This window comes from Bacillus sp. DX4.1 (genome assembly GCF_030348195.1).
Classification (GTDB): domain Bacteria; phylum Bacillota; class Bacilli; order Bacillales; family Bacillaceae_G; genus Bacillus_A.
Genome location: NZ_JAUCFT010000008.1, coordinates 4,864,891 through 4,889,033, shown reverse-complemented (window position 1 = coordinate 4,889,033; position 24,143 = coordinate 4,864,891). Strand labels below are relative to the sequence as shown.

The following is a 24,143-nucleotide window of genomic DNA, read 5'->3' as shown; positions in this document are numbered from 1 at the left end:
AATATAGAGAATAAAAAAAGAAAAGGGGCTTATCAAAAGGGAGTATAATATACCTTTTTGATAAGCCTTTTTCTTTTTTAATTTTGTTCATTTTTTAGTTTTGCATCTAGTATAAACGTACCAAATGGGATAACAGACGCAATAAATGCAACAAGACCCCATAAAATAGACTTGCGATGTACAATCATGACTTGAATCACAGCAAAGACGAATAGTACGAATAGTACGCCGTGAGCCATGCCTGTAATAGAGACAGCTTTCGAGAATCCAGCAAAATATTTTAACGGCATTGCAACAAATAACAATAGTAGAAAGGAAATTCCCTCAATTAATCCAATCGCTCTTAATCGCCCAATCGGTGTAGATAACATGAAACGGCCTCCTTATAATATGAGCTTGTATATAGGGGATGTTCAAAAAGTCCGGTAAAGATAGCTGTCGTATTTCTTCGTTACGCCGCCACTCCGGTACTCATGTAGTTCGAGCTACACTCCGTATCCTCCTTTTTGAACACGTACATATAGTAAATTTGTATTCTTTTTCAAAATAAAATAGTCTGTTTTGTTTCATTATATCCGAAAATAAACTTTGCACTATGTGAATGTTGTAAAGTTCGAAATATCTTCACAAAGCTATTTAAATTTAAATAAAAATCCCTTTGAAGTATTTGACTTAAAAGGGATTTTATGAATGAATTTGGAATTGAATAGGTTTAACTACTTTTTATGCAAGTACTTTGCTATTTAAAACAAACTTTTCTACAACTTTCGCAACGCCATCGTTCATATTTGTATCAGTCACGTAGTTTGCAATCTCTTTAATATCAGCCGGTGCATTGCCCATTGCGACGCCAAGACCTGCAAATTCAATCATTGCTTGGTCGTTGTAGCTGTCGCCCATTGCAATTACTTCTTCACGCTCGATACCAAGTTTTTGGATCAGTTGATTTAAGCTTGTTCCTTTCGTTACACCAGCCTCTGTGAACTCTAAGAAAAATGGTTTAGAACGCATCACGCTTAACTCACCTTCTAATTGTTTTTGTAGTTTCTCTTCTACTTTCACGAGATGTTCCGGGTCTTCTACCATTAATACTTTTACAACAGGCCCTTGTACTGCATTAGTGAAACTATCAACCTCAATAATTGGCATGCCTGTAATGGTAGCTTCAATTTCTGTATATTGGTTATTTGCTTCTGTTATGATGTCATCGCCAATATACGTATGAATCCCGACATTCTCATCAAGGCTTATTTTATACAGATTGTGAACGATTTCAGGAGATAACGTACTGCTGAACAACTCTTCATCTGTTTTACAGTTTATAATTTTGGCACCGTTAAACGATAAGATAAAGCTCCCGAAATCTTCTAGACGAAGTTCTTTTGCAATGTGACGCATTGCAAATGTTGGACGACCTGAAGCGAGTACGACTTTTACTCCTTGCTCTTGTGCTTGCATTAAGGCTTGTTTCGTACGTGGTGAAATTGTATGGTCATCGCGAAGTAATGTATCATCTAAATCTAGAACAATCATTTTATAAGACATATAGAAACGCCCTTTCTATGTTGAAATAATATATAAATACAAATTAAAAAACCGACATAAACCCCTTCTCTTTAGGTGGGAGAGAGCATCCGGCCATGCATAGAAGCGGTCAGATCCTTTTCCTGCCCCATGCCAAGTGAAAACAAAGAGAGAAAACGAGTGCAGATCACCTTTTGTTATCCATAGCCGCGGCTTATATGTCGAAAAATCAACATGGATTTATATAGAGTGATCTCCGTATTGTTACAACGAATTATCATGGGCGGACAAATCGTGCTGCCTATGATAATTCTATCCTATCGTAACAACTCTTAAAGTAGAGTGCAATATAATGAGGTTTTCCAATTTACGATGTTTGTTTTTCTTTTGAACGAGAAAATAATACTTCGAGTAGAATGGCCATTACAGAACCAAGTACAAGGCCATTGCTTAAAAAGGATGCTAAAAATGGTGGAAGCGTAGAGAATGCTTGTGATGGTACAAACATAACCCCGATTCCTGTAAAGAGAGATAGGCCAGCGACGCGGAATAAACGCTCTTTATCTTGCACCGTTTCATATTCCCGGAAAGCAAGGCCAATCATGCTTGCAAATACAGGATAAATGGCAGCATACCCAACAGCTACAGGAATTGCTGCAAAGAACGATGTAACTTTTGGAAATATACTAATCAGTAAAATAAAGCTTGATCCTAGTATAAAAGGGAGTCGTTTATAAATATTTGTCGTAGCAATAAATCCAGCTGAACCTGAAATGGCAACTGGTCCAATGGCAGAGAAAAGACCGCCAAGTAACTGATTGATACCTGTTATAATCCCAGCTTGTTTAAAACGATTTTTCACCGCACCTTCTTCATATTTGGAAACAACTTTCTGTACAACGCGAATGCTTGCTAACATATTTGTCAGGAGCAATAACGTGACGAAGAGAACGGTGATTACCATATTCCACTCGATCCGAGGTGTACCAAAAACGAAGAACGATGGAAGACGAATGATATCTGTTACCGGTGTGATTGGATTGGATAATCCGAAGAAGGCAAATAAAATCCATCCGAAGACAATACTGGAAAGAACTGAATATTGTCCAATAATAGGTAGCTTCATAATGAAAAAAGATAGTAAAATAACAATGAGTGAAAGAATGAATACGTTTGTTTGCACTTCTGTATGTTGTCCATCCAGTCCAAACATTCCTTTTAGGAAGGAACCGCTGAGCTGGGCAACGAGAAGAAATAAATACGTTCCAATAACTGTTGGTGTAAAATAGCGAACGAGTTTGTCAATGAGTCCAAAGATGCTAAGAAGCATACAAATAATTCCACTTAGTAGGAAGGCATATTGCAAGACGCGAAGTGTTTCGCTATTTGACCCAAATAATACGACACCCAAGCTTGCATATAGTGAGAAAATCCCCCACCAAAGGCCAGCTGGTCCTTCTTGAATTGGAAGGCGATGACCAAATACAGCTTGCAATAGGCCAGCAAAACCAAGGACAAATAATGTTCGCTGGACAAATGCAATGGCTTCAGCACCCTCTAGTCCATAGCTGGCGGCAACGCTAATGGGGACAATGAGGCTACCAGCCAAAATAAACAATGCCCATTGCAGGGCAGAAAGAAATGTTTTCATTATATCAACCTCTTTCGTAGATTCCGCTTCTAGTATATACGTATTTTATTTCCTGTGGCAAAGATTGTATGTAGAGAAAAGAGTTGAAAGAATAGTATGAGTGCACGTAAGCAATTATGGATTGCAGTTATATGTATGTGTTTCGTTGTAGTCCTTGGAACCATTGGATTTGTGATGATAGAAGAGATTAGTTTGTTTCAAGCCTTTTGGATGACGATGATTACCGTTTTAACAGTTGGATACGGAGATGCAGTTCCGTTAACGCAAGCAGGAAAGATTTTCGCACTTCTTATTATTCCGGTTGGTGTAGGGATTGTTACGTATGCAATTGGGGTAGTAGCGGCGATGATTGTTGAGGGGGATTTATTTCAAGTGGTGCGGAGGAAGAAGATGGATAAGCAAATAGCGAAGCTAAACGATCATATTATTGTATGTGGGTGTGGTAGAGTTGGGTTACAGGTGGTGCAGGAATTACAAGAAAAAAAGATTCCATTTGTTGTCGTAGATAGAGAAGAAGCAGTGCTAGAAAAAGAAAAGCTTCTATATGTACAAGGTGATGCTACCGAAGACCAAGTGTTACATAAGGCTGGAATTGCAAGAGCTGCAGGTTTAGTGGCGATCGTTGCAAATGATGCGGAAAATGTTTTTATTACATTAACAGCCAGAGGACTGAATAGCAATATTAAAATTGTAGCTAGAGCTGAAAAGCCGGAAACTGAAGAGAAGCTGCGCCGTGCTGGTGCAAATAAAGTTATTAACCCATCAAGTATGGCCGGGGTTCATATTGCAAAAGGAATCGCAAATCCATTAACGGTTCATTATATTGATACAGTGCTATATGGAGCGGAACAAGCTTTTGCGATTGAAGAGGTTCAAATTGGTTCCAGGGCTTCTGTAATCGGAAAAACATTGATGGATAGCAATATCAGAAATCGCTTTGATGTTACGATTTTAGCTATTTTACGTGATGGAAATATTATTCATAACCCAACAGGGAAGGAAAAACTACAAGAACGTGATATGATAATAGTATTTGGTTCAGTGGAGAAGCTGGGACAATTTGAGAACGAACTACAAAGCATGAGGTGATAAAGAATGCAAATATCTAGCGATAAAATTTTGAATAAAATGGCAAATGAAATTGCAAAAGCAAAAGGTAGTGAAGGACATAAATCAAAAGAACATCTTTTAGTTGTTCGAGCCTTATGTGATTTATTACTGGAAGAACAGACAGAATCTCCTATGTATATGGAGCCGAAAGTACAATCGCAAGCACAGGTCATAACATCGTATCCAATGACGCCAGTTCAACCGATTACGCCGGTTTCAGGGGAACCAGTATATATAAAAGAAGCGGATGCAAACGGTAAATCTTTATTTGATTTTTAAAAGGCGAAATGGTTGGATTATACGTGAAAATTTCTTATCATAAAGATAAAAAAGGGGGATTCAAATGAAAATTTTCTTCTTATTAGGCTGCATTGCAGCAGGGTTAGCTGTAGTATTAGGGGCTTTTGGTGCACATGGTTTAGAAAATAAGATCTCTGCGAAAATGTTAGATGTGTGGAAAACGGGTGTTACATACCAAATGTTTCATGCGGGGGGATTGTTCGTCATTGCATTACTAATGGATAAAATCCAATCGTCGCTTCTTAGTACAGCAGGCTGGTTTATGGTAGCAGGAATTATTATGTTCTCCGGAAGCCTATATGCGTTAAGTACGACAGGGATTAAATTTTTTGGTCCGATTACGCCACTTGGCGGTGTTGCCTTTATTGTTGGCTGGATTTTACTTGGAACTGCAGTTGCAAAAGGACTATAAGTGCTTGTTTCAAAAGGAGGATAAAGAGAGCTGAGTAGTTCGAGGCGCGGAAGCCAGGAGGATATGGAGTGTAGATGGAACTACACGAGTACCGGACTGGCGACGCAACGAAGAAATAGGGCAGCCATCTTTACCGGACTTTTTGAACATCTCCTATAAGAACAAAAAACAAAAGCTGGCAAATGCCAGCTTTTTTATGATCTTGGGGCATAGGTTGCTTGTTGCCCAGGTAAATAATTAATTTCTCCAGGGAATTCTACATAATCTAAGTAAATCATAAGTAATAAGTAGCGTTTTCCAGATTTTGGTTCACTGATGACGATATGATCACGCCCAGCCGCCTCAATAATTCCTGTATAGGATTGCGTACCAAGAGAACTTCCACGCTCATATGTCATAACGATAGTTGCCAGTTTTCCTTTGTTTAAACGAAGGATATTTTCGATATAAGATTGCTCTAGAGGAAGCATTCCTTGTTGTATTGCTGCCTGCTGTTGCGCCTGTTGTTGCATCGCCTGTTGTTGCATCGCTTGTTGCTGCTGCGCTGTCATCGGTTGTTGTCCTTGTTGTATATACCCTCCTGCCGGTTGATAAAAGCCAGTTCCATAGTACGGGTTTTGTTGCTGTGCCATTTCAAATCCCTCCTTGATTCCACTCTTTAATATACTCCTGGACAATTCTCACCAGACGGTTGGAAAAAGCAATGTTTTTTAAAACGACCAGAGTTTTGCTGATTGTACCAAGTTGGTGGACAAGGACCTTCTGGGCGAAAGAACCACAAAGCAAAGTTAGCAGGCCAAAAGCGTTGTCCTTGGATGACACGTCTTGCAAGAGTGATATCTTGCTCGCGAGCCCGCTGATAAAAATACCCTTTTTGTGTTGCTTCAAATCCACCAGGGCTTTGAAATACCATTTGACGTAGATTACGTACCTTTTTAAAATCTAAGCAATCTCCTCTGACACGGTTTACACCGACATTACCAACCATCAACATGCCCTGTTGTCCTTCTCCCTCAGCTTCTGCTCGCATGAGTCTTGCTAGTAATTTTACATGTTCTTCTGTATGCGCGATGACACCCATTATGTCTCACCTTTCTTTTTTGTTTGCACTAGAGAAAGAGGTTTGTTTCAAGGTGAAGTGTAGAACAATTACTAGTTCATACGTATGAGAAAAAGACGCTAGATATGACAACCAAACGAAGTTTTAGGATGAGGGGATTTGGTAGTTTATCCTTCACCTAACTTCTTTGCTTCTTGCAAAACTTTGAGGTGGGGGTATTACTACTCGTTAATGCGGGGGAAAAAGAAAAAGGAACGAAATTCGTTCCTTTTTGACATTATACATATAAAAATTTTGCCACTTTTTCGCTTGGTAAGATATTCCCAACGAAGAATGTTCCAAATTCACCATAGCGGGCACTTACTTCATCAAAGCGCATTTCATATACAAGTTTTTTGAATTGAAGGATGTCATCAGCAAATAGTGTTACACCCCACTCATAATCATCAAAGCCAACAGAACCAGTAATGATTTGACGAACTTTACCTGCATATTGACGACCGATCTTGCCATGGCTGTACATTAACTTTTTGCGATCTTCCATCGGTAGCATGTACCAGTTGTCATCACCTTGGCGACGTTTGTCCATTGGATAGAAGCAAATATGATTTGCCTTTGGTAATTCAGGGTACAAACGTGCAAGAACTTGTGGGTTTTGATATGGATCTTCGTCAGCTGGAAGATAGTTACTTAACTCAACAACAGATACGTAAGAGTAGGCAGGAACCATATATTCAGCTAATGTTGTTTTATTTAATTCTGCTTCAATTTCATTTAATTCTTCCATTGTTGGACGTAAAACCATAAACATGATATCTGCTTTTTGACCAACAATTGTATACATTGCATGGCTACCTTGTTTTGCAGCCGCTGTGTTATTCCATTTCTCAATGATGTTTAAAAATTCAAACATTGCTTGTCCGCGTTCATCACTAGATAATGTTTTCCATGCTGCCCAGTCAATAGAACGGAAGTCATGTAGACAATACCAACCATCTAACGTTTTTGCTGCTTCACTCATTTAGGTCACCTCAGTTAATGATAGTTTACACGTTAACTATAGCATATATAGTTTTAAAATCATGTATGTAAAGCTCATTCGCATAAAATTGTCACATTTTTCGAATCCTATTAAGTGGTTAGAGAGTGTACGATATACGCCTTTTTTTCCTTTTATAAGGAGGAATTGTCAGAACTGAATTTTATGAAAATATAATCATTTATATTTTGCCTATTTTTTCGAAGCTATAAGTTTAAAATAGAGTCGAAAAGCAGTATGCTTAAAGATGGAGTTTTTTTAAACATTTGTAGGAGGGTTTATTCGTGAGCAATTTATTTACAACTGTAAAAGAAAAAGTTCAAGGAAAAGGCATTTCTATCGTACTTCCTGAAGGAACTGATGAAAGAATTTTAGGCGCTGCAGAGCGTTTAGCAAAAGAAGAATTAGTAAAGCCAATCTTAGTTGGTAATAAAGAAGAAATTAGCGCAAAAGCTGCTAGCATGAATTTAACATTAGCAGGCGTTACGATTTACGACCCAGCTACATATGAAGAAATGGATGCAATGGTAGCATCTTTCGTTGAACGCCGTAAAGGCAAAGCAACAGAAGAAGCTGCTCGTGAAATCTTAAAAGACGAAAACTACTTCGGTACGATGCTTGTATACATGGGCAAAGCACACGGTTTAGTAAGTGGTGCAGCTCATTCTACAGCTGACACAGTTCGTCCAGCACTTCAAATCATTAAAACAAAACCAGGCGTTACAAAAACTTCTGGCGTATTCATTATGGTACGTGAAGATGAAAAGTATGTATTCGCTGACTGCGCAATCAATATTGCACCAAACAGCCAAGATTTAGCTGAAATCGGTATTGAAAGTGCAAAAACTGCTGAACTATTCGGCATTGATCCACGCGTTGCAATGTTAAGCTTCTCTACAAAAGGTTCTGCGAAATCTCCAGAAACAGAAAAAGTTGTAGAAGCAACACGCATTGCAAAAGAAATGGCTCCTGAATTAACATTAGACGGTGAATTCCAATTCGACGCTGCATTTGTGCCATCTGTAGCTGAGAAAAAAGCACCAGGTTCTGTTATTAAAGGTGATGCTAACGTATTCGTATTCCCAAGCTTAGAAGCTGGTAATATCGGCTACAAAATTGCACAGCGTTTAGGTAACTTCGAAGCAGTGGGACCAATCTTACAAGGCTTAAACATGCCAGTAAACGACTTATCTCGCGGTTGTAACGAAGAAGAAGTGTACAAGTTAGCTCTAATTACAGCAGCTCAAGCACTATAAAAGTCAAAAGCCCCGCATATGCGGGGCTTTTGTTATTTCTCAAGACTGAGTGCTTTATTATTCCGATCAATAATACGCTGCAAGTGAAGTTCATATAACGGAACCTCGTCTATTGTTAGCTGTGATGGTGTTAATTGCGGCGTAAAGTGCTGCAATGTTTGTAAGAGACGCATCATTAAATCTTGAACTGTAATTGTTTCACCAAGTAATTCAGATAAAGAAGCCATTGTACTTGGGACAATTTCAGGATACGTAAACCTTGTTTCTTCTCCTTGAATTGCTAAGTTGTAAAAATCACGAACAAGTGCCGCACGTTCGGAGCCACTTCCTGTTGCACATAAATAAATTTGTACAGCAACCCCTCCGCGAATGCGGCGCTGTGAAATACCAGCGAATTTCTGATCACCGATGCTTAAATCATAGCTTCCAGGACAATAAGAGCCAACAATTTCTTTCGCCTCTATGTTGACATCGTAATCTTTTAGCATTTCTTTAATTAAATGCCACATCGTATCATATCCAAGATCAATATCAATTCCTTTTTCTGTTTCTTGAAATAGAAGTGATACATTTAAAACACCTTCATCTAGTACGACAGCAAGGCCACCTGAATTTCGGACGATGACATTGAAGTCGTTGCTTTGTAAGAAAGAAATCCCTTTACTTAAATGAGGAAGGCGTGAATCTTGAATGCCAAGAACAATTGTATTGTGATGAACCCAAGAGCGCATTGTTGCAGCGGATGTACCATTTCCAACTGTCGTGCATAGCGTGTCATCCATTGCGAATGACTGCAGGGCATGAAAGGTTGGTCCTAAACTAGACTGATCAACAATGCGCCACTCTGGTTGAGATAAAATCGAACGGGAATTGCTCATGTAACTAACCCCTTATCTATAAAATGACAATCTTTATTATAACAAAAAAGAGAGCTGAGGGAGGGTGGTTGTGAAAAGAACCTTACGGAATTGTAATGTTACTGTAAGGAGACTAAATTGGTAAGGGCGACTTTGGTGGTTAAAATGGAAGGAGCAAGTATCGTTTAGGAGGAATATAAATGAAAAAAGTAAAATTAGGATTTGTAGCGGCACTTTCAGCTATAGTATTTAGTGGTTGCTCCATTATGGATATGATTGCTCCGCAAGCAAACGGTGTAATTATGTATGGTGATGATGCAGTCCTACAACAAACAATAGAGAAGTATCAAAAAGAAATTGAGTCTCAAAATAAATATGAAGCGAAATTTGATAAATTCAATGATCAAAAGGTGTTAATTATAAATAAAACGACAGCAGACAAGCTTGTGAAAGAAAAGATACTGAGAAAAGTAGATGGGGACAATGTGAAGCCAATTGAAACATTACCATCTGTTTCTGATGATACAGGGATTGTATTTGCGAAAACTGAGCAGAATGATGTAACAATTAACGGAAAAAAATGAAATATGAAGGTAATGTTATTATCGGCGATGCACGTAAATATACAGATATGTATGCGGTTGTAAGTGATACAGTATATTCAGCAATTAGTGCACCTGTAAAAACAATTGGGGTAGTAGAGTTTAAAGAAAATCCGAAAAAAGAGATTTTTCCAGATATAAAGAGAGATTCTAAAGTGGAAGAAGTCCATATGGTAGAGATAAAGTCAAAATAAAAATAAAAAGGATGCGTTCATCGCATCCTTTTATTCTGCAATCTTTTCTAAATTTCCATTTCGATCCATGCGAAATGATGTTTGGGTACGTTCTTCATCATCCATTAGTGCTAACTTACGAGCACGGTTCATAATATTCATGAGTGTTTCGTAATCTTCCTGTACCGTGTGTGATTGTTGTTCTATCTTTTCCAGTTTCTTTTCTAATTCATCATTTCGAAGCATGTATGAAGCGATTTCTTGTTTTAATCTTGTATTCTCGTTTTCAAGGGCGGATACTTTTCCATTTGAAGATCCTACCGTTTGTAAGAAATAAATGACATCTTGCATAGTCATAGCATTTTTGGATACAACTGGTTCTGGACGTTGAATAGGCTCATACAGTTCATGTGTGATTGGTTCTTCATCAACTGTAATTACTGCTGAAGCTGGAGGGGTATAGAGAAGTCGTTTTTTTGCTTGTTCACCACCAGCGGCACGCATTTTATCTTTTCGATGTTTTTTTGCTAGCTGCAATGCTTGCTCATAGCTATAACGAACAACAGCATTCCAGCGAAAACCACAAGCAGCTGATGTACGATTTAACTGATCGCCAACTTCCTCAAATGCATTTAATTGGGTACTTCCTTCTCGAACATGACGTAGTACGGTTTCAGCAAGTAATAAATCGTCTTCGTCAGTCCAAGCATCTTGTCTTACTTTCATAGATTCAGCTCCCTTTCTTTTTATGAACTTCCTATTTTTATAATGGACAAAAGAAATTGCTTTTATACAAAGCTTTTAAAAATATAGTAGATTTTGATAAAGTGAAACCCCGGTTGTATGCGGTATACGGATTAATCGGAGAAGTAGGGGGAAGATGAATTGGAAAAATGAGCGCTTTATATGATGATACAAGAAGATATTACAGGTAAATAGCGGTGTAGGAAAACTTGCATCCCGTCCCAAAGAGCGGTAAAATACCATTTAGTGTTTATTGTTAAATGTACTTGTGAAAAGTTTAAAATAGAGGAAGTGTTATAATAATGGGAAACGAATTTCGTGTGTGTGATGATTGTCAGGCAACGAATATTAAGACGTTGATACCACGTTTGAAAAAGATAGATTCATGTGCAGACATTGAAGTTGGATGCCAATCTTATTGTGGTCCAGGTCGTAAAAAATCATTCGCTTTTGTCAATAACCGTCCGGTTGCAGCACCAAATGAAGATGAATTACTTAAAAAAATTGAAGCGAAATTAAATAAATAAGGAAAAGAAGAGCGAATATATTGCTCTTCTTTTTTATTTTCAATGAAAAATCCTTATCGCAATATAATGAGGAGTAGGGGATAAGTTGGTTGTGCAAGATGGTTTTTACAACGAATTCTTCTTATTTTGTGACATCGGTTTCGTATAAAGTACATAAGTTTTATATTACAAAATAATGGTTGACAGTCTTTTATGCCAATATGTAGAATAGAAAGTGTGATTATGAGAATCATTATCAAATCGGGTAGATAAACCCAATTTTCTTTTTGTTTTTTCTTAAGAATAAATCTCATTTTATTAAATATATGCTTTGGATTAGGATGGTTAAGGGATGGAAGCAAGTGCGAGGAAGATAGAACAACAAGAAGAAGTAAATGCGAAAGAAATTAAGAGTCGGCCGCTTGTTGCCACTATTATATTAATAGCTGGTACAATCTTATTGGCCTTAAGTATGGCTATGTCAATCTCATTTGGAGCAGCAGATATTAGTTTGAAAACGGTATGGCAAGCTGTGTTTCAGTTTGATGGGTCTGTGACGCATCATAATGTAATTCGAGAGCTTCGTATGCCTAGGGCAATTGGTGGTGTTGTTGCTGGAGCTTTTTTAGCTGTATCAGGCGCGATTATGCAAGGTATGACGCGAAATCCACTTGCATCTCCATCATTAATGGGGATTACGGATGGGGCCGTATTTGGGATTGCGATTATGTATGCGTTTTTCCCTAATTCCCCATATTTAATATTTGTAATTGCTTCTTTTATCGGAGCGGCATTTGGCGCAAGTATTGTATATGGAATTGGAGCAGCTTCACCAGGTGGATTAACACCTGTTAAACTAGCATTAGCTGGGGCAGCAATCAGTGCCTTATTAGGAGCGATTTCATCTGGTATTGCTTTGTATTTCAACCTTGCTCAAGAAGTGAGTATGTGGAATGCGGGTGGCGTTGCTGGTGTAAAGTGGGAAAGCATTAATATGCTATTACCAATCGGACTTGTTTGTCTTCTTATTGCAATTATGATGTCACGATACATTACAATTCTAAGTTTCGGTGAAGAAATTGCAATTGGACTTGGACAAAATACAACACTAATTAAATTTATCGGAACTGTACTTGTTCTTGTTTTAACAGGTTCTGCAGTATCTATGGCAGGATCGGTTGGATTTGTTGGGCTTGTGATTCCACATATGACACGTTTTCTTGTCGGATCAGATTATAGATGGGTTATTCCATGTTCTGCTATATTAGGTGGATTGTTAATTGAGTGTGCGGATATGTTATCTCGTATTATTAATCCGCCGTTTGAAACACCAATTGGAGCAATTACTGCACTAATTGGCGTTCCATTCTTCCTCTACTTAGCACGTAATGAAGGGAGAGGAAAAATGTGAGGACAAGCGTCTTAACAAGAAAGAATATTTCTATCGTAACACTTTTAACCTTTTTAATTTTTGCAGTTTTCCTTATTAGTTTAAATACAGGAACGTTTAAAATCCCACCAATGGACGTATTGAAATCATTAGTTGGGCTTGGAGCAGAAGATCAGTCAGTCATTTTATTTGAATTTCGGATGCCGCGTATGGTCATTGCTATACTAGTCGGTTCAGCATTAGCTGTATCAGGTGCGATTATGCAAGGGTTATCACGAAATCCACTTGCTGATCCAGGAATCATCGGAATTAATGCCGGAGCAGGATTAACGGTTGTTGTATTCGTATATTTCTTTTTTGGAAAAGTGGGAACTGGTTCCCTTCTATCAGTATTTATTCTTCCGTTTTTCGCTTTGGTTGGTGCAGTACTGGCAGCGGTTATTATTTATGCATTAGCATGGAAAAATGGCGTTTCACCTACTCGTTTAATTCTTGTAGGTATTGCAGTAGCAGCTGGTTTTAGTGCAGCTAGCTTAATTTTTTCAATGAAAATGACATCGAATGATTTCCGCTTCGCAACAATTTGGCTAACGGGAAGCTTATGGGGTACAGATTGGAAATTCGTACTTAGTGTACTTCCATGGATGCTGATCTTTTTACCTATTGCCATTCGAAAAGCGCACGTGTTAAACATTATGAATTTAGGCGATGGTGCGGCAGTTGGACTTGGTGTAAATGTAGAGAGAGAACGACGTAAACTATTATTTATTGCAGTTTGTTTAGCGGGGGCATCCGTTGCAGTAGCTGGTGGAATTGGTTTTATTGGTTTAATGGCACCGCATCTAGCGAGACGCCTTGTTGGAGGAAAGCATCAAATTATGTTACCGACAGCTGCACTAATTGGAACGTTTTTACTATTGTTTGCAGATTTGATTTCACGTAGTGTATTAACGACATCAGAAATACCGGTCGGTCTTGTTATTTCTGTTATTGGTGCACCATATTTCATTTATTTACTTATTAAAACAAAATAAAGGGAGGCATTTTATATGGCAACTTTAGCGGTTGATTCAGTATCTGTTGGCTATAATGAAGGATTAATTATTGATGGATTGTCAGTTGAAATTCCAGAAGGGAAAATTACAACGATTATTGGACCGAACGGATGCGGAAAATCCACTTTGTTAAAAACAGCTTCTCGTATTTTAAAAGCAAAACGAGGTACTGTTTATCTTGATGGGAAAGCAATTGAGAAACAGCCGACAAAAGAAATCGCGAAGAAAATGGCGATTTTGCCACAAACTGCAGAAGTGCCAACCGGTCTGACTGTATTTGAACTGGTGTCATATGGCCGTTTCCCACATCAAAAGGGCTTTGGGACGTTAAGGGAAGAAGATTATCGTTATATTCACTGGGCACTTGAAGTGACGGGTATGACAGAGTTTGCGAATCGTCCAGCGGAAGCCCTATCAGGTGGACAGCGTCAGCGCGTTTGGATTGCGATGGCTCTTGCGCAAGGAACAGATTTACTTGTGCTAGACGAACCGACAACATACTTGGATATGGCTCACCAACTGGAAGTGTTAAACTTATTGAAAAAATTAAATCAAGAAGAAGGCCGAACAATTGTTATGGTTATTCATGATTTAAATCATGCTTCTCGTTTTTCAGATCATATGATTGCTTTAAAGAGCGGAAAGTTAATGAAGCAAGGGACGCCGGATGAGGTTATGACGTGTGAAACACTTCGTGACGTGTTTGAGATTGAAGCACAAATCGTTCCATGTCCTGTAAACTGTAAACCAATTTGCTTAACGTATGATTTAACGATGACAAATAAACAACTACGTAAACAAGCGTAAATGAAGTCTTTCCCCTTTATCAATATCTTGATAGGGGGAGGGATTCTAATGGATGTTGAGTTTCTCAGTCGCTGTGGGAAACCGAACACCCGTTAGAATGGGTCATTTTAAACGATAAATAAGTATATATAAATTTATTGTTTAAAGTGATTTCTTATAGATATTCTTATCTTATAAGAGTAAATTATGCAATACATAAGGAGAGGGAAATATGAAGAAATTTAAGGTAACATTACTAGCATGCTTACTAGTTATTACTTCTGTATTATTTGCAGCTTGTTCTTCTGATAAGAAAGAAGAAAAGAAAGCAGATGCGAAAAGTGAAGAGCGGGTTGTAAAACACGCAAAAGGGGAAATTAAAATCCCTGCAAATCCAAAGAAAATTGCTGACCTTAGTGGTTCAACAGAAGAATTGTTAATCTTTGGCATGAAGCCAATTATTACTGCAAATACGTCTCAAGAGAAAATTGATGCACATATTGCAGATAAATTAAAAGGTGTAAAACCAGTTGGTTCTGCTTGGGGCGATAAAATCAATATTGAAGCCGTAGCGGCTGCAAAACCTGATGTAATTCTTGTGAACAACCGTCAAGAAAAGATTTACGATCAATTATCCAAGATTGCACCAACAGTTATGTTAAATACTCCATTAGATCAATGGCGTCCAAAGTTTGAAGAAGTAGGTAAAATCTTTGGTAAAGAAAAAGAAACAACTGCATGGTTGAAGAAATACGACGAAAAAGCAAGCAAGTTACATGATGAAATCGTTGCAAAAACTGGTGATGCGACGTTCATGAAAATGGCTGCATATCCAAATGCATTCCGTGTATACGGTGACTACGGTTACGGTAGCGTATTGTTTAAGGACTTAAAACTTCCAGCTGTTAAAGGTACGCCAACTGATAAGCCATTAGTACAAGTACAAAAAGAAGCATTAATCGACTACAACCCAGATTACTTATTCGTATTTACAACAGGTGATGGTTCACAACGCTTAAAAGAATTCCAAGAAGAAACAATTTGGAAAAATATGAACGCGGTTAAGAACAATCACGTGTTTACAATTAAAAACGAAGATTTAAACAAAGGATACTTCCCACTTGGTAAAGAAATGATCTTAGACGAAGTTGCTGATTTCGTTTTAGGAAAATAATATAAAGAAAAATCACTTTCGCTTTGGCAAAGGTGATTTTTCTTTATATACAGCACAATTATTGATTTATTCCCCACTAATGGGCAGGACCCCTTCCTGAGAAAAGTTTTACTTTATACAGTCTTTCGTTTCTTTCTGTTTCCTATTTCGTTTATAATAAAAGTAAGAATGAAGTAAAGAAAGGGGGAAGTCGATGGTATATTTAAACGACAAACTCAGCGAAACAAAAGTGTTTAAAGACCCAGTACATAAATATGTGCACGTGCGTGATCGCGTGATTTGGGATTTAATCGGAACGAAAGAATTTCAACGTCTGCGCCGTATTAAGCAGCTTGGAACGACATTTTTTACATTTCACGGTGCGGAACATAGTCGCTTTACTCATTCATTAGGTGTATATGAAATTATTCGTCGTATGATTGATGATGTATTTGATGGCAGACCGGAATGGAATGCAGAAGATAGATTGTTATGTTTATGTGCAGCATTGCTTCATGATGTTGGACACGGCCCATTTTCTCATTCATTTGAAAAAGTATTTTCATTAGATCATGAGAAGTTTACACAAAAAATTATTGTCGGTGACACTGAAATCAATACAGTATTAAGCCGTGTTGATCAAGAGTTTCCACAAAAGGTAGCAGATGTCATTGCGAAAACGTCGAACAATAAGTTAGCGATTAGTATGATCTCGAGTCAAATTGATGCAGATCGTATGGATTATTTATTACGAGATGCATATTTTACAGGTGTGAAATACGGAAACTTTGATATGGAGCGTATATTACGTGTTATGCGACCGTACGGAGATCAAGTCGTTATTAAAAATAGCGGTATGCATGCTGTTGAGCATTATATTATGAGCCGTTATCAAATGTACTGGCAAGTGTATTTCCATCCGGTAACACGCAGCGCAGAAGTCATTTTAACGAAAATCTTACACCGTGCAAAAACATTGCATGAGCAGTATTATGCATTTAAGCATCATCCTGTTCACTTTTACTCTTTATTTGAGGAAGAAGTAACGGTAGAGGATTACATAAAGCTAGATGAGAATATTATGTATTACTACTTCCAAGTATGGCAGGATGAAGAAGATACTATTTTAAGTGATTTGTGTCGCCGCTTTATGAATCGAAACCTTTTTAAATATGTAGAGTTTACAGAGAAACATGGCTTGAATAATTGGGCGGAATTAAGTAGTTTATTTAAAAAAATTGGTTTGGATCCAGAGTATTATTTAGTGGTTGATTCTACATCGGACTTGCCGTACGACTTTTACCGTGCGGGGGAAGAAGAGGAGCGCCTCCCGATTTTACTTCTGATGCCAAACGGAGAACTTCGTGAACTTTCACGTGAATCTGATATTGTAGAAGCGATTACGGGTAAGAAGAGAACGGATCAAAAACTCTTTTATCCGCATGATTTAATCTATGAAGATGGTCGAAAAGGAAAATATAAAGAGAAAATTATTCAGTTATTAGAAGGAAAAGAATAAGAAGTAGTCCTAGAACTGCTTCTTATTCTAGAAGATAGAAATTATTTGTCGCTTAAGCGTTTTCCACCGACAGCATAATGGTTTTTAGACATTTCTTCGATGAAGACAACGATATTTTCTTCTGGAGCACCAGTCGTTTCGCTTACTGCCGCTGTTACTTTCTCAGCAAGGGCTTTCTTTTGCTCTTCTGTGCGTCCTTCTAGCATTTTCACTGTTACATATGGCATATATATCGCTCCTTTTATGTAGGTTACCATCTTATTATAACGGATTTTGAAAGAGAACAATCAGAAAAAAATATTTTCTTTTTTACTATAACCAAAGGGAGATGAAGTATGGAACACTTTTTTGCGTATCCACTGCACCAATTACCACTATTAGCACTGGCAGTTATAATGGCACTGTCCGTACATGAATTTGCACATGCTTATGTTGCATATAAATTTGGCGATGACACAGCGAAAAGGCAAGGGCGTTTAACGTTATCTCCAATGGCGCATCTAGATCCAATTGGGATTATCGCCGTGTTATTAATTGGATTTGGTTGGGCACGTCCGGTGCCAGTCAATCCTTATAACTTCAAAAGACCACGCTTGGCGGGGATTCTTGTTTCTTTAGCAGGTCCATTTAGTAATTTCGTGTTAAGCGCCATTGGATTAATTGTTTGGTATAGCTTAATAAAATTTGGCGTATTAGCTGCGATTCCGTATGCTGTTGCAGAAACATTAGGTCAATTTTTCCAAATTTTCATTGGGATTAACATTGTGCTATTCATTTTCAATTTATTGCCAATTCCGCCACTTGACGGCTATCGAGTTGTTGAAGATTTAGCGCCGGCAAGTGCTCGGGCGAAAATGACACAGTATGAAAAATATGGTGCGATTATTTTATTAATTCTTGTAATCACACCGCTAGATCGTTACACAATTCAACCTATTTTCCAAGTAATAATTCCCTATGTATTAGGCATTTTAGAAAGTATAATTGCGCCGTTATTCGGATTATTTTAATGGGGCAGTGAGGAGGAGTTTTGTATGACAGAAAAAAAGAAAAAAATTGGTTTTAATATCGTTAAAAATGATTCAACGGATGGACACGGTGGCTTTGGCGTTGGTGCGTTAAGCTTAGAAAATATTTCACCTGTTTTCGTTGATGTTACAGAAGAAAATGCATTTGTGGATATTGGAGCGATGCATGCACGTAGTACTGTTGAAAAAGGAATTAAATTTTTAAAGAGCAAAGAAGAAGTTCCAAACGGAAAACCGTACTGGCTTGTTTGGGTAACGATTGAGAGAACAGCTACAGGTGCGTACTATGCGGGTGTTACAGCTTGTGAAATGACAGTTGATCGTGAAATTCGCCGTGGTTATAAATCACTTCCTGAGCATGTAAATAAGATGGATAAATCATTAAAGCGTCACATTATGGTTGATCATATGGATGCAACATCTAAAAAAGTGCTTGGGAAGTTTTTAAAAGAGCATAACGAAGCTATCTGGAATGAATCTAGTGAAGCGTTACGTCATGCGTTATTAGGAGAATAATAAAAGATCCCTTTCGATAGAAGGGGATTTTTTATTTGTGCTGGAAGATAGGGAAAGGGGGCGATATAAAATGAAAATAAAGGGAAATCGTGTTTTTGTGAAAATTCTTGAAGAGTATGATGCTGAAGCGATGTTACAAGTAGAATTGAGGAATCAAGAATTTTTCCAGCTGTATACACCATTAAGAGATGCTGCATTTTACACTTTGGAAGGACAGCAGGATCGAATTAGAAAACAATATGAAAAGAGAAAGCTAGATCAAGAATACTCATTTGGAATTTTCTTGATCGGAACAGAAGAATTGATTGGAAATATTGCACTTTCAGATATATTGCGAGGCCCTTTACAAAATTGTTTCATTGGTTACTACTTAGATAAGCATCATAATGGAAAAGGATATATGACAGAGGCGGTTAGCCTTGTTGTTTCATATGCATTTTACGAATTAAAGCTTCACCGAATTGAAGCTGGGGTTATGCCACATAACAAAGGATCCATTCATGTTTTAGAGAAAGTTGGATTTCATCGGGAAGGTATTGCTAGAAAAAATGTAAAGATTAATGGAAGGTGGGAAGATCATCAAGTGCTAGCGATTATTAATGATAAAGATTGCTGAAGCGAAATATAGCATTTGAAAATAGAAAAGGAGCAGGGGATGAAACTGCTCCTTTGTGAATTGTGCATCCTATTACCACGGAAAATACTTTTTCCACCAGTTTTCCTTTTTCTTCTCTTTTACTACCTCATCGAATTCTTCTTTATCATCGACATGATCCATACAATACTCAGTCGGTTCAGTTCCTTTTACAAAATACATTTTGACAGAAACAGGGCACCCTTTTGTAGCGATTTTTCCATTTTCAGGATTAATATTTACAGCAACAACGTCAGTTGGTTGTTTAAATTCTTTTTTTGGCTTCCCATCTAACCCATTTTCCATCGTATTGGCCCATATTGTTTTGGCGTAGCCTTGTTCGGCTGGATTTGAAATAGACTTGGGCTGATCGTAGCCAACCCAAACACCCGTTATAAGCTGTGGTGTAAAGCCAATCATCCAGCTATCGGTCTCTGTAGAACCAGATTTTCCGGCGTATGTGCGCGATAGTTTTGGGACGAGCGATTGCCCTGTCACAGCAGCATAGCTGCTTAATTTTTTATTAAACATACCTGTCATCATTTCTTGCATGACAAACGCTTTGCTTTTATCGAGTATTTGTTTGCTTTCTAAATGTGCATCGTACAAAATATTTCCTTCATGATCGACAACGCGGCGAATAAATGTTGGTTTTACTTGTTTTCCGCCATTGGCAAACATACTGTATGCACCCACCATTTCAATGGGTTTTACTGGAGAAGTACCAAGGGCAAGTGATGGCACATCCTTTAGTGAACTCGTAATGCCAAATTGTTTAGCAGTTTTCGCAAGGGAGTCCGCCCCTAAAAATAAATGTGTTTTCACAGCGTATACGTTATCTGATACCGCAAGAGCTTGCGTCATCGTTACAAAATCATCCGCATAATAGTTTTTGTAATTTTGGGGTTTATATTTGGAGACCCCATCACCTAACGTAAACACTGTATACTCGCTTTTTAAACGTGTAGCTGGCGTAAATCCCTTCTCTAACGCAGCGTAATATAAAAATGGTTTAAAGGTAGAGCCTGGCTGACGATACGCTTGGACAGCTCGGTTAAATTGACTTGCTTTATAATCTTTCCCGCCTACAAGTGCAGCTACTTCTCCTGTTTTAGGATTCATAGAGACAAGTGCCGTTTGGATATCCGTTGTTTTGGGAATTGTATCTTTTACCGTTTGTTCTGCAATTTTTTGTAGTTTTGGATCAAGTGTTGTGTAGATGCGAAGTCCACCACGCTGCATGGTTTGCTCATTTAGCCCAACATCGTGAATAAGGGAAGCTCGTACAGCATCTTGAAAATAAGGTGCTATTTCTGCTACTTCTTTCTTTTCTAAGGAAGCAAGAGTGAGTTTTTCTTTTTGGGCAGTGGTTGCTTCTTGTTTCGTGATATAACCTTGTTCCACCATTTCATTTAAAATGAGTTGTTGTCTATTTTTTGCTCGCTCTTCCTGTAAATAAGGAGAATATACGCTAGGTCCTTTTGGAATGCCAGCTAACATACTTGCCTCTGCTAATGTTAAACGACTAGCAGATTTATTGAAGTAAAGGCGGGAGGCAGCTTCAATTCCATAAGCACCATGTCCGTAATAAATCGTATTTAAATATCCTTCTAAAATATGATTCTTGCGGTAATTGACTTCGAGACGAATGGTGTACATTGCTTCTAACAACTTTCGCTTCCACGTTTTATCGTGATCTAAATATAAATTACGAGCGTATTGCTGCGAAATGGTACTAGCACCTTGTACTTTTGCCATTGCTTTTATATCTGCAAGCACAGCACCGGCAATTCGCTTCATATCGAAACCGTGGTGGTCGTAAAAGCGTTGATCTTCAATCGAAAGGGTTGCTTCTCTTACGTAAGGAGAAATACTATCAAGAGAGACGTTATAGCGTTTTTGGATACTATTGTTTTGTCCCATCACTGTGTCATCGTTAGCGTAAAAGACACTTGTTTGAGGAACGGCAACAGGGGGCGGCCCCATAATTTTCGCCACGATAATCGTAATAAAAAGAGCGAAAACAAAAAAAAGAACGCATGAAAAGAGTGCGGTGAGGAAAAGACGTATATATTTTTTATGTTTTGGATTTACAGTTTGTTCCATCTTTTTCAGCCCCTCATTATATACTTTTACTAGTATTGAGGGTTTTTTCATATTTTAAACAATAAAGTGAAACTTTAATCAGTGGGGGTTTTCTTCAGTCCCCACCTAACTTCTTTGCTTTTTTTGAATTTTGAGATGGGGTATTACTGCCCGCGAATAGCGAGGTAAAGTGAAACTTGAAGGGTTTCTACAAAAGAAAAAAGAGCTTCTTCATTCAAGAAAGAAGCTCAAAAGCACGTTTTGGCCAGTCTGTAATGATGACATCAACGCCGTAATCAATCATCGTTTGTAAGTCGTTGTATTCATTGATTGTATAAGGACGGAATACATACCCTTGCTGCTGTGCAGTTTGGATGAATTCCTTTGTTAATAGTTTGAAATTCGGATGCAGTCCATTTGCTTCCCTTTTTTTTGCTTCGGCAAGTGGATCGGCAAGTGGTTCATCATATAAAATCGCCCTTGAAATTTCAGGTGCTAACTGTGCAAGTAATGCAACAGAATCGTGATTAAACGAGGAGAATATAATTTGATTGGAAAGATGGTATTCACGGACAAGATCAACAACCTTTTCTTCAATGCCTTGGTAATGAATCACATCTGTTTTTAATTCAATATTAAGTTGTAAATTTGTTGTAGACAACCAAATGAACACTTCACGTAATGTTGGAATTTTTGCTTCGTGAAAAGATACATCCTTATGACTACCTGCATCCAGTAGCTGTAATTCTGCTACTGTTTTTTCAGAAACAAGTCCAGCTCCATTTGTTGTACGATCAACAGTTTCGTCGTGAATGACAATAAGTTCACCATCTTTTGAAAGGTGGACATCAAGCTCGATGCCATGGGCCCCAATGCGCTCTGCTTCTTGAAATGCAATCATTGTATTTTCTGGATGTGTTCCTTTGACGCCGCGATGGGCAAAAATAAGTGGTTGTTTCATTTGAAAATCTCCTTATCGTTTCATTTCTTTCATTATGAAACTGCTACAAGAAAAATACAATGTATATGCCAAAGATTTACAAAAGTATAACAGTTGCATAAAAGTTAACGTTAACGTAAAATGTAATAACGTGATGAGGGGAGGAATACACATGTATAAGATTGATGAAGTAACGAAACAAATTGGTTTAACAAAACGAACACTTCGTTATTATGAAGAAATTGGCTTAATTCATCCACCAGAGCGTAGTGAAGGAAATATTCGCCTTTATACGGATGCTGACATTGCACGCATTAAAAAAATTGTGGAAGCAAAAGAAGTACTAGGAATCACCCTCCAAGAAATGCAACAGTTCTTATCATTAAAAGAGCGCATGGAGCAAAGACGAAACAGCGATAATCCACGTGATCGTGAAGTCATTCAAGAGATTGCGGATATGCTCAAGGAACAAGTGCAGACACTAGATGCAAAAATGATGCAAATGCAGCGCGTCAAAGCAGAGTTAGAGCATAGTCTACAACGAGCAACAACATTTTTAGAAAAAAATAAAGGAGAATGATGTGCATGGAGAGCAAACAACGATTAGGGAGAATGATTACAGTTTTGGCTACCTTCCTTGCTTTTTCAGGCATCGGGGTAGTCGATCCTATTTTGCCGATCATCGCTGAGAAAATCGGTGCAACGCATTGGCAAGTAGAAATGTTATTTACAGCTTATATTTTGACAATGGCAATTATGATGCTGCCAGCTGGTGTATTTGCAGCCCGTTTTGGCGATAAACGAATGATGACAACAGGTTTAGCGATTGTAACAGTATTTGCATTTATATGTGGATTATCACAAACGATTGCGCAGTTATCTATTTTTCGTGCTGGCTGGGGTCTAGGGAATGCAATGTTTTTCGCAACAGCGATGACATTATTAATCGCTTTAAGTAAAGAAGTGCATGAAGCAGTAGGGTTATATGAAGCAGCGATTGGTTTAGGTATGGCAGGCGGGCCGTTATTAGGGGGCTTATTAGGCGGATATTCTTGGCGTTATCCATTCTTTGCGACAAGTATTTTAATTTTATCAGCATTTATTCTTGTTTTCTTTTTTGTCAAAGAACCAGAGCGCAAAGTGAAGCGTAAAGCGGCCGGAATGAGTGAATTACTTAACTTGGTGAAATATAAACCATTTATGCAAGGTGCAATTTCTGGCATGTTATATTACTATGGATTTTTCGTTGTGCTAGCTTATTCACCACTTATTATGCATTTATCCGCAATTCAGCTTGGTTTTGTATTTTGTGGCTGGGGACTTGCGTTAGCGTATGGATCTGCTATATTAGCACATAAATTAGAAGGAAAATATGAACCAAAAACATTACTACGCTATAGCTTACTCGTATTTGCGATCTTTTTAATTGCGCTATTCTTTATAAAAGTGATGTGGTTACAAATTGTCCTTATCGTCTTATCGGGATTAGCATCTGGGTTAAATAATGCTTTATATACAAGTTATGTAATGGATATTTCACCTTATGAAAGATCTGTCACATCGGGTGTATATAACTTCGTTCGCTGGTTAGGCGGAGCAATCGCACCAATTTTATCCGGCATCATCGGTCATACGATTTCACCACAAAGTCCATTTTTAGTGGGAGGAATTGTTGTATTAGTTGGTTGTATTATGATTTTAATTCCTGTTCGTGAATCCATGAAAGTAGAGACAAAAACCCTTTCTTAAGAAAGGGTTTTCTTTGTTACTACATAGATAATTTCCGTTATACACGAACAAAAA

At 38.0% G+C, this 24,143-nt stretch carries 26 protein-coding genes and 1 pseudogene; 16 read left to right on the top strand and 11 right to left on the bottom strand.

All coding sequences use genetic code 11. From position 1 onward, the window contains the following. Positions 1 to 77: 77 nt before the first annotated feature. From QUF99_RS27885 to QUF99_RS27875, 3 genes are all read right to left on the bottom strand, one after another. Entirely contained in the window at positions 78 to 371 is a 294-nt protein-coding gene (locus QUF99_RS27885; protein WP_289374418.1) for a DUF3817 domain-containing protein, read from the bottom strand. A 352-nt stretch (positions 372 to 723) separates the two neighbouring features. Further along, complete coding sequence (locus QUF99_RS27880; protein WP_289374417.1) at positions 724 to 1,545, bottom strand: Cof-type HAD-IIB family hydrolase; 822 nt, start codon at positions 1,543 to 1,545, stop codon at positions 724 to 726. Between the two features lie 346 nt (positions 1,546 to 1,891). After that, the gene (locus tag QUF99_RS27875; protein ID WP_289374416.1) at positions 1,892 to 3,175 is read right to left on the bottom strand and encodes a purine/pyrimidine permease; all 1,284 of its coding nucleotides are present in this window, start codon (positions 3,173 to 3,175) and stop codon (positions 1,892 to 1,894) included. Positions 3,176 to 3,271: 96 nt separating this feature from the next. On the opposite strand from QUF99_RS27875, the gene QUF99_RS27870 reads away from it, so the two are divergent. The 3 genes from QUF99_RS27870 (at position 3,272) to QUF99_RS27860 (ending at position 4,997) form a co-directional block, all read left to right on the top strand. Beyond that, on the top strand, positions 3,272 to 4,264 hold the full coding sequence (locus tag QUF99_RS27870) for a potassium channel family protein (RefSeq protein WP_289374415.1): 993 nt from the start codon (positions 3,272 to 3,274) through the stop codon (positions 4,262 to 4,264). Between the two features lie 6 nt (positions 4,265 to 4,270). Further along, on the top strand, positions 4,271 to 4,564 hold the full coding sequence (locus QUF99_RS27865) for a YwdI family protein (RefSeq protein ID WP_289374414.1): 294 nt from the start codon (positions 4,271 to 4,273) through the stop codon (positions 4,562 to 4,564). Positions 4,565 to 4,628: 64 nt separating this feature from the next. Then, on the top strand, positions 4,629 to 4,997 hold the full coding sequence (locus tag QUF99_RS27860; RefSeq protein WP_289374413.1) for a DUF423 domain-containing protein: 369 nt from the start codon (positions 4,629 to 4,631) through the stop codon (positions 4,995 to 4,997). A gap of 194 nt (positions 4,998 to 5,191) precedes the next feature. On the opposite strand, the gene gerQ is transcribed toward QUF99_RS27860, so the two are convergent. The 3 genes from gerQ to hemQ form a co-directional block, all read right to left on the bottom strand. Then, positions 5,192 to 5,629: a spore coat protein GerQ gene (gerQ, locus tag QUF99_RS27855; protein WP_289374412.1), complete on the bottom strand. Its 438-nt coding sequence runs from the start codon at positions 5,627 to 5,629 to the stop codon at positions 5,192 to 5,194. Between the two features lie 26 nt (positions 5,630 to 5,655). Then, positions 5,656 to 6,078, bottom strand: coding sequence for a cell wall hydrolase (locus tag QUF99_RS27850; RefSeq protein ID WP_289374411.1), 423 nt, complete (start codon positions 6,076 to 6,078; stop codon positions 5,656 to 5,658). A gap of 256 nt (positions 6,079 to 6,334) precedes the next feature. Beyond that, the gene (gene hemQ, locus QUF99_RS27845) at positions 6,335 to 7,078 is read right to left on the bottom strand and encodes a hydrogen peroxide-dependent heme synthase (protein ID WP_289374410.1); all 744 of its coding nucleotides are present in this window, start codon (positions 7,076 to 7,078) and stop codon (positions 6,335 to 6,337) included. Positions 7,079 to 7,380: 302 nt separating this feature from the next. On the opposite strand from hemQ, the gene pta reads away from it, so the two are divergent. Further along, the gene (gene pta, locus QUF99_RS27840; RefSeq protein ID WP_289374409.1) at positions 7,381 to 8,352 is read left to right on the top strand and encodes a phosphate acetyltransferase; all 972 of its coding nucleotides are present in this window, start codon (positions 7,381 to 7,383) and stop codon (positions 8,350 to 8,352) included. A 32-nt stretch (positions 8,353 to 8,384) separates the two neighbouring features. On the opposite strand, the gene lipL is transcribed toward pta, so the two are convergent. Beyond that, positions 8,385 to 9,230: an octanoyl-[GcvH]:protein N-octanoyltransferase gene (gene lipL / locus QUF99_RS27835; protein ID WP_289374408.1), complete on the bottom strand. Its 846-nt coding sequence runs from the start codon at positions 9,228 to 9,230 to the stop codon at positions 8,385 to 8,387. A gap of 179 nt (positions 9,231 to 9,409) precedes the next feature. Between lipL and QUF99_RS27830 the strand changes: the two are divergent. After that, positions 9,410 to 10,005: pseudogene (locus QUF99_RS27830) on the top strand (lipoprotein BA_5634 family protein). Positions 10,006 to 10,035: 30 nt separating this feature from the next. Here the strand turns inward: QUF99_RS27830 and QUF99_RS27825 are convergent. Further along, complete coding sequence (locus QUF99_RS27825) at positions 10,036 to 10,710, bottom strand: RsfA family transcriptional regulator (protein WP_289374407.1); 675 nt, start codon at positions 10,708 to 10,710, stop codon at positions 10,036 to 10,038. A gap of 320 nt (positions 10,711 to 11,030) precedes the next feature. Here QUF99_RS27825 and QUF99_RS27820 point away from each other — a divergent pair, with 320 nt between their 5' ends. The 6 genes from QUF99_RS27820 to QUF99_RS27795 all read left to right on the top strand — a co-directional run bounded on the left by QUF99_RS27820 (position 11,031) and on the right by QUF99_RS27795 (position 17,137). Continuing rightward, positions 11,031 to 11,255, top strand: coding sequence for a YuzB family protein (locus QUF99_RS27820; RefSeq protein ID WP_289374406.1), 225 nt, complete (start codon positions 11,031 to 11,033; stop codon positions 11,253 to 11,255). Between the two features lie 331 nt (positions 11,256 to 11,586). Continuing rightward, entirely contained in the window at positions 11,587 to 12,645 is a 1,059-nt protein-coding gene (locus QUF99_RS27815) for a FecCD family ABC transporter permease (RefSeq protein WP_289374405.1), read from the top strand. Next, on the top strand, positions 12,642 to 13,658 hold the full coding sequence (locus tag QUF99_RS27810) for a FecCD family ABC transporter permease (RefSeq protein ID WP_289374404.1): 1,017 nt from the start codon (positions 12,642 to 12,644) through the stop codon (positions 13,656 to 13,658). Before QUF99_RS27815 ends, QUF99_RS27810 begins: the two co-directional genes overlap by 4 nt. A gap of 15 nt (positions 13,659 to 13,673) precedes the next feature. Then, on the top strand, positions 13,674 to 14,486 hold the full coding sequence (locus QUF99_RS27805) for an ABC transporter ATP-binding protein (protein ID WP_289374403.1): 813 nt from the start codon (positions 13,674 to 13,676) through the stop codon (positions 14,484 to 14,486). A gap of 211 nt (positions 14,487 to 14,697) precedes the next feature. Next, on the top strand, positions 14,698 to 15,639 hold the full coding sequence (locus QUF99_RS27800; protein ID WP_289374402.1) for an ABC transporter substrate-binding protein: 942 nt from the start codon (positions 14,698 to 14,700) through the stop codon (positions 15,637 to 15,639). A gap of 193 nt (positions 15,640 to 15,832) precedes the next feature. Further along, on the top strand, positions 15,833 to 17,137 hold the full coding sequence (locus QUF99_RS27795; RefSeq protein ID WP_289374401.1) for an HD domain-containing protein: 1,305 nt from the start codon (positions 15,833 to 15,835) through the stop codon (positions 17,135 to 17,137). Between the two features lie 41 nt (positions 17,138 to 17,178). Here the strand turns inward: QUF99_RS27795 and QUF99_RS27790 are convergent, their stop codons facing one another. After that, positions 17,179 to 17,364 carry a 2-hydroxymuconate tautomerase gene (locus QUF99_RS27790; RefSeq protein ID WP_001147171.1) on the bottom strand — a complete coding sequence of 62 codons (186 nt, stop codon included), beginning with the start codon at positions 17,362 to 17,364 and terminating at the stop codon, positions 17,179 to 17,181. Between the two features lie 108 nt (positions 17,365 to 17,472). Here QUF99_RS27790 and QUF99_RS27785 point away from each other — a divergent pair, with 108 nt between their 5' ends. The 3 genes from QUF99_RS27785 to QUF99_RS27775 all read left to right on the top strand — a co-directional run bounded on the left by QUF99_RS27785 (position 17,473) and on the right by QUF99_RS27775 (position 19,297). Continuing rightward, positions 17,473 to 18,147, top strand: a complete 675-nt coding sequence (locus QUF99_RS27785) for a site-2 protease family protein (protein ID WP_289374400.1) — start codon at positions 17,473 to 17,475, stop codon at positions 18,145 to 18,147. 24 nt (positions 18,148 to 18,171) lie between these two features. Continuing rightward, positions 18,172 to 18,681, top strand: coding sequence for a YwhD family protein (locus tag QUF99_RS27780; RefSeq protein ID WP_289374399.1), 510 nt, complete (start codon positions 18,172 to 18,174; stop codon positions 18,679 to 18,681). Between the two features lie 70 nt (positions 18,682 to 18,751). Continuing rightward, entirely contained in the window at positions 18,752 to 19,297 is a 546-nt protein-coding gene (locus QUF99_RS27775) for a GNAT family N-acetyltransferase (protein WP_289374398.1), read from the top strand. Positions 19,298 to 19,369: 72 nt separating this feature from the next. Here QUF99_RS27775 and QUF99_RS27770 read toward each other — a convergent pair whose 3' ends face one another. Together QUF99_RS27770 and QUF99_RS27765 are read right to left on the bottom strand one after the other, a co-directional pair. Continuing rightward, positions 19,370 to 21,421 (bottom strand): transglycosylase domain-containing protein, encoded by a 2,052-nt coding sequence (locus QUF99_RS27770; RefSeq protein ID WP_289374396.1) that lies wholly within the window; start codon positions 21,419 to 21,421, stop codon positions 19,370 to 19,372. A 214-nt stretch (positions 21,422 to 21,635) separates the two neighbouring features. Further along, entirely contained in the window at positions 21,636 to 22,361 is a 726-nt protein-coding gene (locus QUF99_RS27765) for a glycerophosphodiester phosphodiesterase (RefSeq protein ID WP_289374395.1), read from the bottom strand. Between the two features lie 151 nt (positions 22,362 to 22,512). Here QUF99_RS27765 and QUF99_RS27760 point away from each other — a divergent pair, with 151 nt between their 5' ends. Beyond that, entirely contained in the window at positions 22,513 to 22,920 is a 408-nt protein-coding gene (locus QUF99_RS27760) for a MerR family transcriptional regulator (RefSeq protein ID WP_289374394.1), read from the top strand. A 5-nt stretch (positions 22,921 to 22,925) separates the two neighbouring features. Continuing rightward, on the top strand, positions 22,926 to 24,089 hold the full coding sequence (locus QUF99_RS27755) for an MFS transporter (protein ID WP_289374393.1): 1,164 nt from the start codon (positions 22,926 to 22,928) through the stop codon (positions 24,087 to 24,089). Positions 24,090 to 24,143: the final 54 nt, after the last annotated feature.

Coding starts and splice junctions, on each gene's coding strand:
- QUF99_RS27775 (WP_289374398.1), top strand. CDS start 18,752: ATGAAAATAAAGGGAAATCGTGTTTTTGTGAAAATTCTTGAAGAGTAT.
- QUF99_RS27800 (WP_289374402.1), top strand. CDS start 14,698: ATGAAGAAATTTAAGGTAACATTACTAGCATGCTTACTAGTTATTACT.
- QUF99_RS27760 (WP_289374394.1), top strand. CDS start 22,513: ATGTATAAGATTGATGAAGTAACGAAACAAATTGGTTTAACAAAACGA.
- QUF99_RS27870 (WP_289374415.1), top strand. CDS start 3,272: ATGAGTGCACGTAAGCAATTATGGATTGCAGTTATATGTATGTGTTTC.
- QUF99_RS27850 (WP_289374411.1), bottom strand. CDS start 6,078: ATGGGTGTCATCGCGCATACAGAAGAACATGTAAAATTACTAGCAAGA.
- QUF99_RS27770 (WP_289374396.1), bottom strand. CDS start 21,421: ATGGAACAAACTGTAAATCCAAAACATAAAAAATATATACGTCTTTTC.
- QUF99_RS27790 (WP_001147171.1), bottom strand. CDS start 17,364: ATGCCATATGTAACAGTGAAAATGCTAGAAGGACGCACAGAAGAGCAA.
- QUF99_RS27795 (WP_289374401.1), top strand. CDS start 15,833: ATGGTATATTTAAACGACAAACTCAGCGAAACAAAAGTGTTTAAAGAC.
- QUF99_RS27820 (WP_289374406.1), top strand. CDS start 11,031: ATGGGAAACGAATTTCGTGTGTGTGATGATTGTCAGGCAACGAATATT.
- QUF99_RS27860 (WP_289374413.1), top strand. CDS start 4,629: ATGAAAATTTTCTTCTTATTAGGCTGCATTGCAGCAGGGTTAGCTGTA.
- QUF99_RS27780 (WP_289374399.1), top strand. CDS start 18,172: ATGACAGAAAAAAAGAAAAAAATTGGTTTTAATATCGTTAAAAATGAT.
- QUF99_RS27885 (WP_289374418.1), bottom strand. CDS start 371: ATGTTATCTACACCGATTGGGCGATTAAGAGCGATTGGATTAATTGAG.
- QUF99_RS27765 (WP_289374395.1), bottom strand. CDS start 22,361: ATGAAACAACCACTTATTTTTGCCCATCGCGGCGTCAAAGGAACACAT.
- QUF99_RS27865 (WP_289374414.1), top strand. CDS start 4,271: ATGCAAATATCTAGCGATAAAATTTTGAATAAAATGGCAAATGAAATT.
- QUF99_RS27785 (WP_289374400.1), top strand. CDS start 17,473: ATGGAACACTTTTTTGCGTATCCACTGCACCAATTACCACTATTAGCA.
- QUF99_RS27825 (WP_289374407.1), bottom strand. CDS start 10,710: ATGAAAGTAAGACAAGATGCTTGGACTGACGAAGACGATTTATTACTT.
- QUF99_RS27815 (WP_289374405.1), top strand. CDS start 11,587: ATGGAAGCAAGTGCGAGGAAGATAGAACAACAAGAAGAAGTAAATGCG.
- QUF99_RS27805 (WP_289374403.1), top strand. CDS start 13,674: ATGGCAACTTTAGCGGTTGATTCAGTATCTGTTGGCTATAATGAAGGA.
- lipL (WP_289374408.1), bottom strand. CDS start 9,230: ATGAGCAATTCCCGTTCGATTTTATCTCAACCAGAGTGGCGCATTGTT.
- QUF99_RS27755 (WP_289374393.1), top strand. CDS start 22,926: ATGGAGAGCAAACAACGATTAGGGAGAATGATTACAGTTTTGGCTACC.
- gerQ (WP_289374412.1), bottom strand. CDS start 5,629: ATGGCACAGCAACAAAACCCGTACTATGGAACTGGCTTTTATCAACCG.
- QUF99_RS27875 (WP_289374416.1), bottom strand. CDS start 3,175: ATGAAAACATTTCTTTCTGCCCTGCAATGGGCATTGTTTATTTTGGCT.
- hemQ (WP_289374410.1), bottom strand. CDS start 7,078: ATGAGTGAAGCAGCAAAAACGTTAGATGGTTGGTATTGTCTACATGAC.
- QUF99_RS27880 (WP_289374417.1), bottom strand. CDS start 1,545: ATGTCTTATAAAATGATTGTTCTAGATTTAGATGATACATTACTTCGC.